The organism is Marinobacter sp. SBS5, from assembly GCF_048285575.1.
Taxonomy (GTDB): Bacteria; Pseudomonadota; Gammaproteobacteria; order Pseudomonadales; family Oleiphilaceae; genus Marinobacter.
Window position 1 is genome coordinate 748,189 of record NZ_JBLWAZ010000003.1, and the last position, 15,350, is coordinate 763,538.

15 protein-coding genes are annotated in these 15,350 nt (G+C 55.0%); 4 read left to right on the forward strand and 11 right to left on the reverse strand.

The features are described 5' to 3' along the window. Position 1 precedes the first annotated feature (1 nt). From ACNQ6O_RS10495 to ACNQ6O_RS10520, 6 genes are all read right to left on the reverse strand, one after another. On the reverse strand, positions 2 to 160 hold the full coding sequence (locus tag ACNQ6O_RS10495; protein ID WP_418053161.1) for a DUF2798 domain-containing protein: 159 nt from the start codon (positions 158 to 160) through the stop codon (positions 2 to 4). Between the two features lie 84 nt (positions 161 to 244). Next, positions 245 to 1,015, reverse strand: a complete 771-nt coding sequence (locus tag ACNQ6O_RS10500) for an SDR family oxidoreductase (protein WP_418053162.1) — start codon at positions 1,013 to 1,015, stop codon at positions 245 to 247. Positions 1,016 to 1,030: 15 nt separating this feature from the next. Continuing rightward, positions 1,031 to 1,720, reverse strand: coding sequence for a histidine phosphatase family protein (locus ACNQ6O_RS10505; RefSeq protein WP_418053163.1), 690 nt, complete (start codon positions 1,718 to 1,720; stop codon positions 1,031 to 1,033). Then, positions 1,720 to 2,784 carry a phosphotransferase family protein gene (locus ACNQ6O_RS10510; RefSeq protein WP_418053164.1) on the reverse strand — a complete coding sequence of 355 codons (1,065 nt, stop codon included), beginning with the start codon at positions 2,782 to 2,784 and terminating at the stop codon, positions 1,720 to 1,722. Before ACNQ6O_RS10510 ends, ACNQ6O_RS10505 begins: the two co-directional genes overlap by 1 nt. A gap of 37 nt (positions 2,785 to 2,821) precedes the next feature. Continuing rightward, entirely contained in the window at positions 2,822 to 3,643 is an 822-nt protein-coding gene (locus ACNQ6O_RS10515; protein WP_418053165.1) for an SDR family oxidoreductase, read from the reverse strand. A 403-nt stretch (positions 3,644 to 4,046) separates the two neighbouring features. After that, a complete protein-coding gene (locus ACNQ6O_RS10520) occupies positions 4,047 to 5,255 on the reverse strand; it encodes an acyl-CoA dehydrogenase family protein (RefSeq protein ID WP_418053166.1) in 1,209 nt (402 codons plus the stop codon). Between the two features lie 150 nt (positions 5,256 to 5,405). On the opposite strand from ACNQ6O_RS10520, the gene ACNQ6O_RS10525 reads away from it, so the two are divergent. Further along, positions 5,406 to 6,305, forward strand: coding sequence for a LysR family transcriptional regulator (locus tag ACNQ6O_RS10525; RefSeq protein WP_418053167.1), 900 nt, complete (start codon positions 5,406 to 5,408; stop codon positions 6,303 to 6,305). Here ACNQ6O_RS10525 and ACNQ6O_RS10530 read toward each other — a convergent pair. Further along, positions 6,302 to 6,658 (reverse strand): hypothetical protein, encoded by a 357-nt coding sequence (locus ACNQ6O_RS10530; RefSeq protein WP_418053168.1) that lies wholly within the window; start codon positions 6,656 to 6,658, stop codon positions 6,302 to 6,304. The two genes, ACNQ6O_RS10525 and ACNQ6O_RS10530, sit on opposite strands and share 4 nt — an antisense overlap. Before the next feature lie 188 nt (positions 6,659 to 6,846). Here ACNQ6O_RS10530 and ACNQ6O_RS10535 point away from each other — a divergent pair, with 188 nt between their 5' ends. Both ACNQ6O_RS10535 and ACNQ6O_RS10540 read left to right on the forward strand, forming a co-directional pair. Further along, positions 6,847 to 8,001, forward strand: a complete 1,155-nt coding sequence (locus ACNQ6O_RS10535) for an isocitrate/isopropylmalate dehydrogenase family protein (protein ID WP_418053169.1) — start codon at positions 6,847 to 6,849, stop codon at positions 7,999 to 8,001. Positions 8,002 to 8,045: 44 nt separating this feature from the next. Then, complete coding sequence (locus ACNQ6O_RS10540) at positions 8,046 to 9,305, forward strand: aspartate aminotransferase family protein (RefSeq protein ID WP_418053170.1); 1,260 nt, start codon at positions 8,046 to 8,048, stop codon at positions 9,303 to 9,305. 83 nt (positions 9,306 to 9,388) lie between these two features. Here ACNQ6O_RS10540 and ACNQ6O_RS10545 read toward each other — a convergent pair whose 3' ends face one another. Continuing rightward, entirely contained in the window at positions 9,389 to 9,958 is a 570-nt protein-coding gene (locus ACNQ6O_RS10545) for a DUF1439 domain-containing protein (protein ID WP_418053171.1), read from the reverse strand. A 68-nt stretch (positions 9,959 to 10,026) separates the two neighbouring features. Further along, the gene (locus ACNQ6O_RS10550; protein ID WP_418053172.1) at positions 10,027 to 11,253 is read right to left on the reverse strand and encodes a pyridoxal phosphate-dependent aminotransferase; all 1,227 of its coding nucleotides are present in this window, start codon (positions 11,251 to 11,253) and stop codon (positions 10,027 to 10,029) included. A 157-nt stretch (positions 11,254 to 11,410) separates the two neighbouring features. On the opposite strand from ACNQ6O_RS10550, the gene ACNQ6O_RS10555 reads away from it, so the two are divergent. Continuing rightward, complete coding sequence (locus tag ACNQ6O_RS10555; protein WP_418053173.1) at positions 11,411 to 12,388, forward strand: D-2-hydroxyacid dehydrogenase; 978 nt, start codon at positions 11,411 to 11,413, stop codon at positions 12,386 to 12,388. 91 nt (positions 12,389 to 12,479) lie between these two features. Here ACNQ6O_RS10555 and ACNQ6O_RS10560 read toward each other — a convergent pair whose 3' ends face one another. Continuing rightward, positions 12,480 to 13,145: a LuxR C-terminal-related transcriptional regulator gene (locus ACNQ6O_RS10560; protein WP_418053174.1), complete on the reverse strand. Its 666-nt coding sequence runs from the start codon at positions 13,143 to 13,145 to the stop codon at positions 12,480 to 12,482. Positions 13,146 to 13,188: 43 nt separating this feature from the next. Continuing rightward, complete coding sequence (acs, locus tag ACNQ6O_RS10565) at positions 13,189 to 15,138, reverse strand: acetate--CoA ligase (protein ID WP_418053175.1); 1,950 nt, start codon at positions 15,136 to 15,138, stop codon at positions 13,189 to 13,191. Positions 15,139 to 15,350 lie beyond the last annotated feature (212 nt).

Here is a 15,350-nt window from a genome sequence, read left to right on the forward strand (position 1 = left end):
CCTAACCATCGACCGGAGCTGTCCTCACCGGAGAGCTGATGGATTGTTGCATCCGCCTGCCTGCAAGCGGAGCGATAAAAATCACCAGCGGAAACCCCACAGCCCACGCCACCACAAAAGCACTGCCCCGGCGCGCGCGGCTAACGTTAAATTTTGACATCAGAACTTCCCGGCTCGTTTCCCCTAAAACAAAAAGGCCGGAAGAGCTTTAACCCTTCCGACCTTGTCATCATACCTCGCCTGATTAGATAGTCAGGTAACCACCATCTGCGTTGATGCACGCGCCGGTGGTGTAGCTGGAGGCGTTCGACACCAGATACAGCACCGTACCGGCCATCTCGTCCGGATCCGCCACGCGCTTCATCGGAATGTGAGCCATGGCTTGTTTCTTGATGGCTTCGTTGGTGGTCAGGGCGCTGGCGAACTTGGTGTCCGTCAGGCCGGGCAGCAAGGCGTTAACTCGCACATTCTGCTGCCCCAGCTCCATCGCGAAGGATTTGGTCATCGAGATGACCGCTGCTTTGGTTACTGAGTAAATGCCTTGGAAATGCCCTGGATTCACACCGTTCACAGACGCTACGTTAACGATGGAGCCACCGCCGTTTTTCTTCATCAACTGGGCACCGCGGGCGCACATGAAGAAGTAGCCGCGAATGTTTACGTCAACGGTCTTCTGGAAGGCACCAAGGTCGGTGTCTTCAACCGGGCCAAAGTAGGGATTGGCCGCCGCGTTGTTCACCAGAATATCCAGCTTGCCGTGGGTCTTGGTGATGTGTTCCCAAGTGGCTTCGATCTGGTCCATTTCACCAATATGACAGGCCACAGCTTCGGCACTGCCGCCAGCGTCGCGAATACTGCTGGCAACCTTTTCGCAGTCATCCACTTTACGGCTACTGACAATCACGTGAGCACCGTAGGTCGCCAAAGTACGGGCAATGCTTTCGCCGATGCCACGGCTAGCGCCGGTTACCAGGGCGACTTTGCCAGTCAAATCAAACAGGTTCGCGTTGCTCATAGTTGTTCCTCAGTGTTATCGGAAGGTCACCAGAGCGGGGTTCTCCGCTTCTAGGTGGCTATAGTTATTGAATACGGCCAGGCTGCGCCGTGAGCCGGAGTAAAGAATTCGGGAAACGCTGGTATTGGCAATCACACTGTTTACTTCCAGCGTTTTTTGGTCGGACAGCTCCAGCAAGTTTTGGGCAATCACGGCAATAGGACCACCCGAGGTGGAGACAACCACATCCGCGCCATCGGCCATTTCGGTCAGCTGATCCAGTGCGTGGTTCACCCGTTGTTTGAAGCCTTGCCAGGTTTCAGCGTACTCGTCATCGTAGTCACCGCTGACCCAGCGTTTCACGGCCTTTTCAAAAGCCATCTGAAACGCCCGGGCCGGCTTTGGAAAGCTCGCCAGATCCCGCGCCATCGTTTGTTTATCCGCCCATTCCGGGCGCAGGCGTTCGACCACTTCAACGTGGTCAAACTCGTTCAGGCCTTCTAGCACCTGCATATCCGGCAAGGCAGTGCCATAGCCGGTCGCCAGCGCTTCAACGGTCTCCCGATGGCGCTGTAGGTTGCCACCGAAGATGGCCCCTAGCTCCACTTTGTCCGCCAGCCAACGGCCGAGCACCTTGCCCTGCTCCCAACCGCGTTTGGAAAGCTGGTCGTAATTTTCTTTCCCAAAACTCGCTTGGCCGTGGCGCACCAAATAAATCGTTGCCATTACAGACTGCTCTCACTGATCAGGCGCAGACAACGCTTCTCGAGATAGTTCGCAGCGTGGCCAAAGGCGGCAAAGCGCTTGTCTTTGGTTTGGCCGTTGTAGAAGCGGTAATAGATTTGCTGGACAATAACCGCCAACCGGAACAGACCATAGATTTCATAGAAATCGAAGTTATCAGCCCGGAACCCGGATTTTTCCATGTAGTACTCCACCACTTCCTTACGGGTCAGCATGCCCGGCTGATGGGTGGGCTGACGGCGCAGCATCTGGAACGGCCCTTCGTCATCGGCCTCAATCCAGTAGGCCAATGTATTGCCCAAATCCATCAGTGGGTCGCCAATAGTGGCCATCTCCCAATCCAGCACACCGATCACTTCGAACGGGTTGTCGGGGTTGAGCACCACGTTATCAAAGCGGTAATCGTTGTGGATAACCACTTGCGCAATATCGTATGGCATCTTGTCGTTCAGCCAGCTCATCACGGCTTCAAAATCACCCACGTCTTCGGTGCGCGCTTTGCGGAATCGATCGCTCCAGCCACCAATCTGACGCTGCACATAACCGGCACCTTTACCCAACGTGTCCAAGCCTGCAGCTTTCGCATCAACGGTGTGAAGGTCAACCAGCTTGTCGATCACGTTCAAACACAGTTTGCGGGTGTCTGCTTCACTTAGTTCCAGGTCACTGGGGAAATCCTGACGCAGAATGATGCCTTTGAGCCGCTCCATCACGTAGAAGTCGCAGCCCAGAACGCTGTGATCATCACAGATGGCGACAATGTTCGGCACGTACGGGTAAACCGGCTTCAGCGCCTCCATCACCCGTGCTTCCCGCAGCATGTCGTGGGCAGATTTGGCGATCTTCCCGAACGGCGGCCGGCGCAGTACGTAGGACTGGTCACCGTAGTCCACCTGATAGGTCAGATTCGATGCGCCGCCCGGGTACTGTTTGATGGTTGGCTGGCCTTCCAAACCGGAAATGGCCTGTTTCATGAACTGGTCTACCGCTTGGACATCCAGTTCTTCACCTTCCCGGATGTCTACGGCCTGATCAATCTGTGTCATTCATTCTCTCCTGTGATCCTCGAGCAAGCTCGGCCATTCAGGCGTTGCTTTTTTTACCCATCTTGCCCATCCAGCGTTTGGTTTCCTGGTGCATCAACCAGTCAAACGCTTTCGGCGCATGGCGCTTGAGCATCCACATACGGCGCTCTTTAACGTGGGGCAGCACCCAGAAATCTTTGCCTTTCACGCTGCGGTAGATATCGTCTGCAACGTCTTCTGCGGTAATGCTGGAACGCTTCATCAGTTTGTTCACGTTCTGCTGGATGCCTGGGATATCCGAGCGCATTCCGTTTGTCAGGTTGGTCTGGAAAAACGCTGGGCATACGCAACTCACGTGTATTCCGGAATCCCGAAGTTCTTGGCTCAGGGTTTCAGACAGTGCGATCACGCCGGCTTTGGAGACGTTGTAGCTGTTCATCAAAGGCGCAAGCATGAGTCCGGCCATGGAGGCGATGTTAACGAACGCGCCGGAACCTTGTTCTTTAAACAAGGGAGTAAAGGCCTTACAACCGCGAACTACGCCCAGTACGTTGATATCGAGGATCCATTCCCAGTCACCGATGGTGGTGTCTTCAATAGCCCCTGCGGAGGCCACGCCGGCGTTGTTGACCACAACGTCTACACCGCCCCACCTTTCCACCAGGTCGTCCCTGACTTTCTCGAAATCGCTCAGGCGGCGAACATCGCACTCCACGAAGTAACCTTCGCCACCGGCATTGTTCAGTTCTTTCTCAACCGCGATTCCCTGCTCCGGGTTAATGTCCCCAATGCAGACCTTGGCACCTTCTTTCGCGTACCGCAATGCAATCGCCCGGCCCAAGCCACTAGCTCCGCCGGTTATGAATACTCGCTGTGTCATTCGTATTTTTCTCCGTTTAGTTTGGAGTTTGTTATCTTCATTCGAGTAAGAGCTGGTGCCGGATAGAGCTTTCCAAAAACCGCTACGAGCACATCCATGTGCGCTTCTCTCCGGCCATCCATGGCCTACGACATTTTTGGAAAGCTCTATCCGGCACCAACTCCCAAACTTTTCAGTAAGCTGCTCAAAAGCCATCACTGAAACATCATGGGTTTTCTTGGCATCCCACAAAAGTCCGATAGGGGACGGCGGGGTGATGCTTCTGAAAATGTGCGTAGCCATGGATGGCGAAGCAGAAGCGTCACACGGACGTGCCGAAGGAGCGGTTTTCAGAAGCATCACCCCGCCGGCACCCAGCACCCCAACCTTCAGGCTAGGATGCCCCAATCACCCAAGTTAGAACTTACTTATACTTCCGAAGCTCAAGGCGGGCCACCATCGCCCGATGGACCTCATCAGGACCATCCGCCAACCGAAGAACCCGAGCATAGGCAAACAGTGCTGTCAGCGGGAAATCATCATCGCTGACACCACCACCACCGTGCATCTGAATCGCATCATCCACAATCTGCTGCAACATCGCAGGCACCACCGCCTTGATCATGGAAACCTCCTGCAACGCCCCCATGATGCCCTTGGTATCCAGCGCCCAGGCACACTTCAGCGTCAACAAACGCGCCTGCTCGATGTTCATACGGGCATTGGCGATCACATCCGGGTTGCCACCGAGTTTCGCCAGCGGACGACCGAACGCCTCGCGGCTCATGGAACGTTTAACCATCAACTCCAGAGTACGTTCAGCAGCGCCGATTGCACGCATGCAGTGGTGTACACGGCCCGGCCCTAAACGACCTTGGGCGATTTCGAATCCACGGCCCGGGCCGGCAATGATGGCGCTCTTCGGCAAGCGGACGTTTTCGAACAATACCTGACCGTGACCATAAGGCTCATCATACGCACCGAAAACCGGCAGCATGCGCTCGATGGTGATGCCCGGAGTGTCCATTGGCACCAACACCATAGAATGGCGGCGGTGTTTTTGGGCGTCGGGATCGGTGACGCCCATAAAGATACCGACTTTGCAGTCGGGATGACCAACGCCGGTGCTCCACCACTTGCGGCCGTTCAGGACCACTTCGTCGCCATCAACAACCGCAGAGGCTTCCATATTGGTGGCGTCAGAGGAGGCAACGGCCGGCTCGGTCATGAAAAACGCCGAGCGGGCTTCACCGCTCATCAGCCGGGGTAGCCATTCCGCTTTCTGTTCGTCTGAGCCGTAGTGGATCAGCACTTCCATATTGCCGGTGTCGGGCGCGTTGCAGTTGAAGATCTCCGGAGCAATGAAGCTGCGGCCGGTTTCTTCGGCAATCAAGGCGTAATCGGAGTTCAGCAGACCACAACCGTGCTTTTCATCCGGGAAAAACATGTTCCACAGGCCTTGAGCCTTGGCCTTTTCTTTCAATTCTTTGATGATCGGCAGGACGACCCAGCGGTTTTCCTGGGCAGCCAGGTCTTTATGGTATTGCTCTTCAATCGGGTAGATCTCATCACGCATGAACGCTTTCACGCGCTTCAGGTAATCTTGGCCTTTCTCGGAAATATTGAAATCCATGGTGCAGCTCCTCGCGCTTACCGGCCCCATTTTCCGGGGCGCACTTTCGATCAGATGGCAAACAGTCTAGGAGGCAATACGCTATTACGCGACTGAATTGTTCTTATCGTTTATCATTAGTCTGACTTATTCTCAAAGTGGACGCTCATTATGGCCCTGAATCGACTCGACCTTAACTTGCTGCACGTGTTCGACACGATTTACCGGGAAGGCAGCCTGACTCGCGCGGCCAAGTCCTTGCACCTGACTCAGCCGGCGGTGAGCCACTCTCTTGCCCGGCTCCGGGACCATTTCGACGACCCACTCTTCACCCGCCAAGGCAATCAAATGGTGCCGACCCCGCTGGCGCGGCGTTTTCTGGAGTCCATGCGGCCCGGGCTGAATCAAGTTCAAAGTGCCGTGAATCAATTCCACGCATTTGATCCCGCCAGCCAACGCAAGACCTACGCCCTCGGGTTGAGGGACGTTTTGGAGTCCACGTTTCTGCCGAAACTTATGAACCGGTTGGCGCCCTACCCGGACATGGAGATTTCCAGCCAACGCGTGGCAAGGCGAGAAATGGAAACTCAATTGGCGGCCGGCAAGCTGGATTTTGCCATTGATGTGTTGCTGCCCGTCAGCAACCAGACCAGTCATGAACTGCTGCGGCAAGACAGATTTGTGGTGATGGCCCGTAAGCAGCACCCGGCAATTCGGAAGGGGCTGACCATGGACGCCTACCTGAGCGCCAAGCACGTGCTGGTATCGTCTCGGAGCGAAGGCCCCGGTCTGGAAGACTTTGCTCTGTCTCGTCAGGGTGCGCAACGTGATATCCGACTACGCTGCCAGCACTACTATGCAGCTTGTCGTGTGGTGGAAGCTTCGGACCTACTGCTGACCATGCCTGAGACTTACGCCAAAATCATTGCCGAGCGCGCAGAGGTACAAGTAATGGCCCCACCCGCAGACATGCCATCCATTGATGTTCATCTTTACTGGCACAAAGCCTACGAAAGAGAGCCAGCACTGATGTGGTTCCGCGAGTTGCTTCGCGACCTGCCGGCGGGTTAGTAGGCCCCGACCAGCATCAGGAACCCCATAAAGCTCGCGGCCGTGATGCCCAACGACAACACAACAATGCCAAAACCCCACCAGACAGCTGCCCCGCTGGATATGTTCACACCGTGGCCCAAGAGCGTGCGGTAGAACGCCCAGGGCCCCAGAACAAACGCCCCCACCACGGCAAACACAAGGCCGACGGCAATGCCGGCGAAGGTCCAGGTTGCCAGTGCCGTGGCCCGTTCTGATACCTGATCCTGCACGCCATGATGCTCAAGGAACTTCTTGCAGAAGAACCAAATCAAGCCAAACAGAGCAACCACAAATACGAGCGCGCCTATAAGCGTGACAATCCGGTAGAGCACTTGGAGATCCTGTTTTCGGGAAGTTGATCGAAGCCTAAGCCATGTGCCGATCACTATAACCAGCATCCATCATACGGCACAACAAGCCCTTTTCTCCGTTGCCGGAGCGAACTGGCATCTATCCGCTTCAGGGCTACACTAGGGTTGTTGAATTCGCTTACCCCACACCGCATCCAGGAGGTTCGGGAATGGCCCAAACCACTCGCATTGCAGTCACCCCCGGCGATGGCATTGGCCCGGAAGTTGTTTCTGCTGCTATCCACTGTCTGGAAACCCTGCGCACAAAACACCAACTGGCTCTGGAATGGACACGATTCCCCTGGCCTTCACACGCCTGGCACGAAGAGCACGCCGAAAGTTGGCCGGCCGACGCCTTAGCGCAACTCAAACCCTACGATGCGATTTTGCTGGGCGCGCTTGGCGACCCCGGCCCGATAAACGACCCTAAACGTTATTTGCTGTCGGACAGCGTTTCGCTCTCGCCTCTTCTTGAAATGCGCAAAGGCTTTGATCAATGGGTTTGCGAGCGCCCCGCCAGGCTCTTGCCCGGCGCACGCCAGTATCTGAAAGATGATCGAGCCAAAGACATCGACATGCTGGTGATCCGGGAGAACAGTGAAGGCGAATACGTCAGCCAAGGGGGCCGCCTGCGACAGGGGACCACGGACGAAGTCGCCACCCAGATGGAAGTGTTCACCCACCACGCCACCGAACGCATCATTCGATACGGCTTCGAGCAAGCGAGAAAGCGTGCGTCTGAACGCGCCGAACACGGGCGCGTCAGAACCTTCAAAACATTGGATGGGCGCACCTGTGAAAGTCAGGTGTGTGTAATCACCAAGCGCAACGCATTAAAACATTGGGGTGATTTGTATACGGAAGTCTTTGAGGAAGTCAGCAAAGACTATCCCGATGTCGCGACTCATCACGAACTCGTTGATGCAGCCTGCATGAAGTTCGTGCAGTGTCCTTGGGCGTTCGACGTAGTGGTTGCCAGTAATTTACAGGGCGACATTCTGACCGATCTGGCCGCAGTGCTTTCCGGCGGTATGGGCGTCGCCCCTTCCTGCAACCTGAACCCAACAAACCCCGACATGCCATCGATGTTCGAACCAACTCACGGCAGCGCACCCGACATTGCAGGCAAAGGCATTGCAGACCCCACCGCCATGCTGTTCACCACAGCTCGGATGCTGGAATGGCTGGGGCAAAAAGACCCGAAACTCACGGCTGCCGGCAAAGAATTGTTTGATGCTGTGGCCGCCGATCTTGCCGAAAAAGGTACCGAACAACGGGACACACAGGAAATCAGAGATGCCATTTGTAAACGGCTTACCCCGTGACTAGGCTGCTAGTGAGTTTTCAAATTCATTCCGGGAGGTAATCAATGACCGACCATAAGGGCAAGCTATCCCCTTTGCTGAAACAAGCCACAGGTGTCACTGCCGCCAAAGGCGAAGGTGCTTACATTATTGACCCGGAAGGTCGTCGATATCTGGACTTCACTTCCGGAATCGGGGTAACCAGTACCGGCCACTGCCACCCGAAAGTGGTGGAGGCTGCCCAGAAACAAGTAGCCACCATGGTTCATGCTCAAGCCACTACGGTCATGAACCCGAGGCTGCCTGAATTAGCGGAGAAGCTGGGCGAACTCACGCCCGATCCGCTGAATGCCTTTTTCTTCTCCAATGCCGGTACCGAGGCTGTCGAAGGTGCCATTCGCTTAGTGCGTCAAGCCACGGAGCGCCCGAACATCATCGTATTCCACGGCGGGTTTCATGGCCGTACGATGGGGTCTCTTTCATTAACCACCTCCAGTGTTGGTTTGCGGGCCGGTGTCAGCCCGATGATGAGCGGTGTGGTCGTTGCCCCGTTCCCACACGCGTTTCACTATGGTTGGAGCGAAGAAGAAGCAACGGACTTCTGTTTGCGAGAGCTGGACCGAATTTTTGTCACCTACTCGGCTCCCAAAGAAACCGCTGCCATGTTTATCGAGCCTGTCCAGGGTGAAGGCGGCTATGTACCGGCGAACACGCGGTTCATGCAAGGATTACGAGAACGTTGCGACAAACACGGCATCATGCTGGTGTTTGATGAGGTTCAAGCAGGCTTCGGCCGCAGCGGTAAGTTCTGGGCTCACGATCACTTCGGGGTCACCCCCGATGCCATCCTGATCGCTAAAGGCTTGGCCAGCGGCTTCCCTATCTCCGCATTGGCCGCATCAGAAGAAACCATGGCGAAAGGCTGGCCCGGCTCTCAGGGCGGCACCTACGGCGGCAATGCGGTTTCAGCGGCAGCCGCCATCGCCACCATTGACGTGATCCGCGAAGAAGGTCTCGTCGAGAATGCAGACCGGATGGGCAAACGCCTACGCAGCAATCTGGAAACTCTGAAAAAAGATTATCCAGATATGGCGGACATTCGGGGCATGGGCTTGATGCTGGGCGTGGAAATGCGCCGTGGCGATACGCCGGATGGAGAACGGGCCGGTAACATTCTCAAAGAGTGTGAAAAGCGCGGCCTGCTGATGTTGCGCTGTGGCCCGTATCAGGAAATCGTCCGCTGGCTGCCACCCCTGATCGTAAATCAGGAGCAAATTGACGAAGCCACCCGAATCTTTGAGGAAGCGCTGCAAGCCACCGCTTGACCAAGCTTTCGAAGCAGCAACAAAAAGGCCGGATGAAACACCTTCATCCGGCCTTTTTACTAGCTAATGACTAAGACTGAGTTCTATTCTGCCATCACAAGTTCCAATCGACCGCGGGCAACCCGGATATCCATCGGCACGACACCTAGCAGGCGCTGAGCTGTATTTGTCTCATCCAACCGATACACCGGCATGGTTTCCAGCATCTGGGCCACCACCCGCATGACCGAGTCGGTCACCGGCCCCAGATCGCCCTTAAAGAACGGCGAATCAATCGAGCTTTCCAGCAGTTGTAGGCGTCGAATGTAGATTGCCTTTTCCTGACTGTCATAGACCGGTGCACCTTCTACTTTCAGAGCCAGATCGACAGGCAACTTGGCCAGAAGTGCATTCAGAGCCACCTGCCCTTTCAGATCAATCACCGCCACATCACGACCATCCGGGCCTAGGGTGATGTCGGCATCGGTCAAGCTAAGACTAAGCGGCGAGCCGGTTTGAAGCTGTTCGCGATCGTATTTGGCCACCGAGTTCTTCAGGTACTGCTCTACTTCGCCTTCGGTAATGGAATACGGGGAAAAGCTGGCACACCCGCTGGCTAGAACAACCGCAAACATTAATGCCAGACGTACAATTGGTTTTAGCATTTCACTCATGTAGCACTCTCCTCGGAAGAACCCTATAGTGCGGCATCTCCCTGGAGCTGACAACTTACATTCCTGTATCAGAATTTCTGCTTGGCCATCCACGGAATAATCCGGCTGAAGGCTTCGTCCATTCGTTCACAGCTCAATGCAAAGCTGAACCGGAGTGCGTTGGTGCAGCTGTCTCCGAAGGCATCGCCCGGTACAGCACAGACACCGGTTTCTTTCAGCAACCGTAATGCCACGTCCGAGCCGTCTACGTGGGGCGGCAAATTCGGGAACGAGTAAAATGCGCCGCCCGGCTTATAGCCGGTCAGGTGTGGAGTTTGTTCGATCAGTTTCACAATATTGTCTCGTCGCTCCCGGTAGGTGCTCACCATGTCGCGTACGCACTGCTGGTCACCGGTCAGCGCCGCTACGCCCGCAAATTGTGCAGGCGTGTTGGCCACCGAGGTGGTGAACATGTGGTAGCGCCGCAGAGATTTGATGGCTGCCTGGCTCGAAATCACCCAACCTACACGCAACCCCGCCATACTGTAGGTTTTCGAAAAACTGCTGATGCACATGATGTTATCGAGATCCACGGCACAACTGAGCACACTGGCGAAGTCATCGTCATCAAATAGCATGTGGTCATACACTTCGTCGGCGTACACCTGAATACCCCGATATGCACATTCTTCAAGAATCGTCTCGACTGTACTTCTGGGGTAGACCGCGCCTGTCGGGTTGTTCGGGTTGTTCAATACCAAAGCGAAGGTACGAGAACCCATCGCACGAATCACGTCGTCGGGATCAAGTTGATGATCATTCTCAGCGTAGGTCGGAATGTACTTCACCTCGCCACCGTTCATCCGGATTAACGGCGCATAGAGAAGAAAGGACGGATCGGTAACCAGAAACTGTCTTCCGGGGGCCGAAGTGGCCGAAATCGCGAGGTACATGGCCTCGGTGGCGCCACTGGTCACGAGAATGTTGTCACGGGTCAGCTTTCGGTTATAACGCTTGCCATAATAATCGCGCAGAGCCACCAACAGCTCGGGCAAGCCGGCGTCCATGGTATAACCGGTCTGCCCCGCATTGAGCGCTTCCACATAGGCGTCAATAATGTGAGGAGGAGTTGGCAGGTCAGGCTGCCCAATCGACAGGTGGATGACATCCTTCATCGTGGACGCCATATTCACCAGCTTCCTGATCCCTGACACGGGGACCGCCTGCATCGCAGGATTCCAACTGGCCTTTGCTTTCCGGTACTTCATTTTGCGAGACGTTGCCTGGCCCAAATTCTTGTTCAACGGTTCCGGCATGTCCACCTCCTTGCACGTCAGGGGAATAAAGGCTTACCTCGAGCGTAGCACGAAGCCCCGGGGGTACAAGTAAAGCCGTTGATTTGACCGCAGCCTTGATGACAACCAGACTGTGTAATCATCAATAAACAGACTGCCAACCCCTTCCGGAGCTGACATGACAGAGTCCCGAAAACCGGTTGTAACCGTGCTCACCGCCCCCAATGATCCCACGCCACCGGGTATTGAGCCGCTCAAGGAGCACGCAGAGGTTCGCTTCGCCTGCGACGAGCAATCACTCCGCGACACACTGCCCGGCACCGATGTGATGATGGTGACAGACTTCCGCACGGCAGCGCTCGAAGCGGCCTGGCCCGTTGCCGATCGTTTGCAGTGGATTCATGCCACCAGTGCCGGTGTCGACGCGCTAATGTTTCCTGCCTTGATCGACAGTGACGTAACGGTGACAAACGCTCGTGGCATTTTTGACCGCACCATTGCCGAGTATGTGTTGTGCACCATTTTGATGTTTGCCAAAGACTTTCCCGAATCGCTCAGGCTTCAAGCCAAGCGCCAGTGGAAGCACCGTGACACGGAACGCGCTGAAGGCAAACAGGTGCTCGTGGTTGGGGCTGGATCTATCGGCCGTCAAATCGGCCGTCTGGTCAAAGCCATCGGCATGAACCCTCACGGGATTGCCAGAACGGCCCGGGAATCAGACCCTGATTTCGACGCGGTGCACAGCAATGAGGCTCTGTATGAGCAACTCAAGCTGGCTGACTTTGTGGTGGTTGCCGCACCGCTAACGCCTCAAACCGAAGGGCTATTTGACGCTAAAGCATTTTCGGCGATGAAAAACTCGGCCAGACTGATCAATATCGGGCGCGGGCCTATTGTGGTTACGGAAGCTCTGATCAAAGCACTGGATGACGGAGAAATTGCCGGAGCGGCGCTCGATGTGTTCGAGGAGGAACCGCTACCGGAAGATCATCCGCTTTGGGCTCGGGAGAATGTCATTATGACGGCCCATATGGCGGGGGATTTCATTGGTTGGAATCAAGCGTTAACGGAACAGTTTCTGAAGAATTTCGAGCAATGGTCACAAGGTGGTGAGTTGTTCAACCTGGTGAACAAAAAGCTGGGTTACGCAGGCTAAGAAGCCCCCCTAGCGTTCATCCTCCGGGCCTGAAAAAAGTAACGGGAGCCAACAGGCTCCCGTTTTTTATACGGCTATCACCAACCGACCATCATCCTCCGGACAGCGACTGCTCGGCAGGATCCAGCTCCATCTGCTGGATCGCGATCACCGCCTGAGTCCGATTTCGCACGCCAAGCTTGCGAAACACGGCTGTGATATGAGCCTTGATAGTCGCTTCCGACACATCCAGATCGTAGGCGATCTGCTTGTTCAGAAGCCCTTCAGCCAGCATGCCGAGCACTCGGAACTGCTGAGGCGTCAGGGATGCCAGGCGCTCCGAGAAGTCCGTAGATTCGGACTGCATCCGCTCGATCTTGTCCGCGACGCCTTCCGGCAGCCATACATCCCCCTCAAGAACCGCCTGGATTCCTTCGGTAATGCTCGGCAGAGGCGCGCTTTTCGGGATAAAACCGGATGCACCATAGTCCACAGACCGACGCATCACCTGCAAGTCTTCGGAACCTGACACAACCACCACGGGTAATCCCGGATACTGGCCTCGCATGAAGACCAACCCCGAATAGCCATGAGCACCCGGCATATTCAGATCCAGCAAAATCAGGTCAGCATCGGGGTTGGCCTCTACCGCCGCCTGTAATGCCTTGATGCTGTCCACTTCTACTGTGTTTACATCCGGCACTGCTTGGTTGACCGCCTGTTTCAAGGCTGCTCGAAACAAAGGATGGTCATCAGCGACGATAATTGTTTGTGTCATTCCACACATTCCTCACAGGTTATTGGTTGGCAAATGCCGGCGTTTATTTCAACGCTCGACTACCAATCAGTTCGTCCACAACGCTCGGATCGGCCAACGTGGAGGTATCCCCCAGCTGATCGTGTTCATTGGCTGCAATCTTACGCAAGATTCTGCGCATAATCTTGCCGGATCTTGTTTTCGGAAGGCCGGGCGCCCACTGAATCACATCAGGGGATGCAATCGGCCCGATTTCCTTACGTACCCACTGAACCAATTCTTTTTTCAACTCGTCAGAAGGTTCTTCGCCCTGCATCAGGGTAACGTACACATAAATGCCTTGGCCTTTAATTTCATGGGGATATCCTACCACCGCAGCCTCGGCAACTTTCTCATGAGCAACCAAAGCACTTTCCACTTCCGCGGTACCCAAACGGTGGCCAGAGACGTTCAGCACGTCATCCACACGACCGGTAATCCAGTAGTCGCCATCCTCATCCCGGCGTGCGCCATCACCGGTAAAGTACATGCCTTTATAGGTGCTGAAATACGTCTGGATGAAGCGCTCATGATCGCCATAAATGGTCCTCATCTGTCCAGGCCAGCTATCCAGAATCACCAGATTGCCCTCGGTGGCGCCCTCCAACAGATTACCTTCGTTATCCACCAGTGCCGGCTGAACACCAAAGAACGGCCGGGTAGCGGAACCGGGCTTCAAATCAACAGCGCCCGGCAGCGGCGCGATGAGAATACCGCCGGTTTCTGTTTGCCACCAGGTGTCCACAATCGGGCACTTACTGTTACCAATGACCCGGTGGTACCACTCCCACGCCTCAGGGTTAATGGGCTCACCTACCGAGCCCAACACACGTAAGCTGTCGCGGGTTGTACCATCCATGCACGATGCGCCTTCGGCCATCAGTGCACGAATCGCGGTAGGTGCCGTATATAGAATATTAACTTTATGCTTATCGACGATCTGCCCCATCCGTGAACTGTCTGGATAGTTAGGCACACCTTCAAACAGCAGGGTAATCGCACCGTTCGCCAACGGGCCGTATAGGATATAGCTGTGGCCCGTTACCCAGCCAAAGTCAGCCGTACACCAATAGACATCGCCATCATGATAATCAAATACGTACTGATGGGTCATGGAGGCGTACACCATGTACCCGCCAGTGGTATGCAACACACCTTTCGGCGCACCGGTTGATCCGGAGGTATACAGCATGAACAGCGGGTCTTCCGCATTCATCGGCTCCGGGTCGCATTCAGCGGAAGCATGCGCCATCAAGTCCTCGTAACAAACGTCCCGGCCCTCGGTCCAGGGCACCTGATCGTTGCCCGTGCGCTTCACCACGATCACACAATCAACGTTGGCTTCGCTTTCATGCTTAAGGGCGGCATCGACATTCTTCTTCAAAGGAATGGCCCGACCACCGCGCAGGCCTTCATCGGCCGTGACAACAAAGCGGGACTTGCCGTTAACAATACGCGCGGCGACAGCTTCGGGAGAGAAACCGCCGAAAACCACCGAGTGAATTGCACCAATGCGGGCACATGCCAGCATTGCAACGGCAGTCTCAACGATCATCGGCATGTAAATAGTGACCACATCGCCTTTCTTGACGCCCTGCTCTTTCAGCACGTTGGCAAACTTACACACCTCTTCGTGCAGTTCGCGGTAGGTCACATTCCGTGAAACCGAGGGATCGTCGCCTTCAAAAATAATCGCAGTCTGGTCGCCGCGGTCAGCAAGGTGACGATCCAGGCAGTTAGCTGAAGCGTTTAAAACGCCATCTTCGAACCATTTAATAGAAAGGTTATTGTAATCGTAGGTGCTGTTTTTCACCTTAGTAAACGGCTTTATCCAATCAATACGTTTACCATGCTCGCCCCAAAATTCGTTCGGGTTTTCAACCGACTGACGATACATATGCTCGTATTGCTCGGCAGTCACCAACGCATTTTTCGCTATATCGGGTTGAACCGGATACACCTTTTTATCTGTCATCGTCTTCCCCTTGCTAAGAGTTGTTATCTTTATCGAATGTCGTTTCAAGGCGGGTGGAACGCTGTGCCGCGTTCAAAAATATGGTTACACGTAGTTCAACACGTGAATCACTACACATTGAATTAGACGAACGTCCAAAATAAATTAGACGAACGTCCTGCGTACGAATAGAAGGGGAATAAACGTTCGAGCAGCACTCAAACGTTCAAGGG

What these genes read in the sequence shown, in the direction of transcription:
- ACNQ6O_RS10495 (WP_418053161.1), bottom strand. Translation starts at nt 160, where the DNA reads ATGTCAAAATTTAACGTTAGCCGCGCGCGCCGGGGCAGTGCTTTTGTG.
- ACNQ6O_RS10500 (WP_418053162.1), bottom strand. Translation starts at nt 1,015, where the DNA reads ATGAGCAACGCGAACCTGTTTGATTTGACTGGCAAAGTCGCCCTGGTA.
- ACNQ6O_RS10505 (WP_418053163.1), bottom strand. Translation starts at nt 1,720, where the DNA reads ATGGCAACGATTTATTTGGTGCGCCACGGCCAAGCGAGTTTTGGGAAA.
- ACNQ6O_RS10510 (WP_418053164.1), bottom strand. Translation starts at nt 2,784, where the DNA reads ATGACACAGATTGATCAGGCCGTAGACATCCGGGAAGGTGAAGAACTG.
- ACNQ6O_RS10515 (WP_418053165.1), bottom strand. Translation starts at nt 3,643, where the DNA reads ATGACACAGCGAGTATTCATAACCGGCGGAGCTAGTGGCTTGGGCCGG.
- ACNQ6O_RS10520 (WP_418053166.1), bottom strand. Translation starts at nt 5,255, where the DNA reads ATGGATTTCAATATTTCCGAGAAAGGCCAAGATTACCTGAAGCGCGTG.
- ACNQ6O_RS10525 (WP_418053167.1), top strand. Translation starts at nt 5,406, where the DNA reads ATGGCCCTGAATCGACTCGACCTTAACTTGCTGCACGTGTTCGACACG.
- ACNQ6O_RS10535 (WP_418053169.1), top strand. Translation starts at nt 6,847, where the DNA reads ATGGCCCAAACCACTCGCATTGCAGTCACCCCCGGCGATGGCATTGGC.
- ACNQ6O_RS10540 (WP_418053170.1), top strand. Translation starts at nt 8,046, where the DNA reads ATGACCGACCATAAGGGCAAGCTATCCCCTTTGCTGAAACAAGCCACA.
- ACNQ6O_RS10545 (WP_418053171.1), bottom strand. Translation starts at nt 9,958, where the DNA reads ATGAGTGAAATGCTAAAACCAATTGTACGTCTGGCATTAATGTTTGCG.
- ACNQ6O_RS10550 (WP_418053172.1), bottom strand. Translation starts at nt 11,253, where the DNA reads ATGCCGGAACCGTTGAACAAGAATTTGGGCCAGGCAACGTCTCGCAAA.
- ACNQ6O_RS10555 (WP_418053173.1), top strand. Translation starts at nt 11,411, where the DNA reads ATGACAGAGTCCCGAAAACCGGTTGTAACCGTGCTCACCGCCCCCAAT.
- ACNQ6O_RS10560 (WP_418053174.1), bottom strand. Translation starts at nt 13,145, where the DNA reads ATGACACAAACAATTATCGTCGCTGATGACCATCCTTTGTTTCGAGCA.
- acs (WP_418053175.1), bottom strand. Translation starts at nt 15,138, where the DNA reads ATGACAGATAAAAAGGTGTATCCGGTTCAACCCGATATAGCGAAAAAT.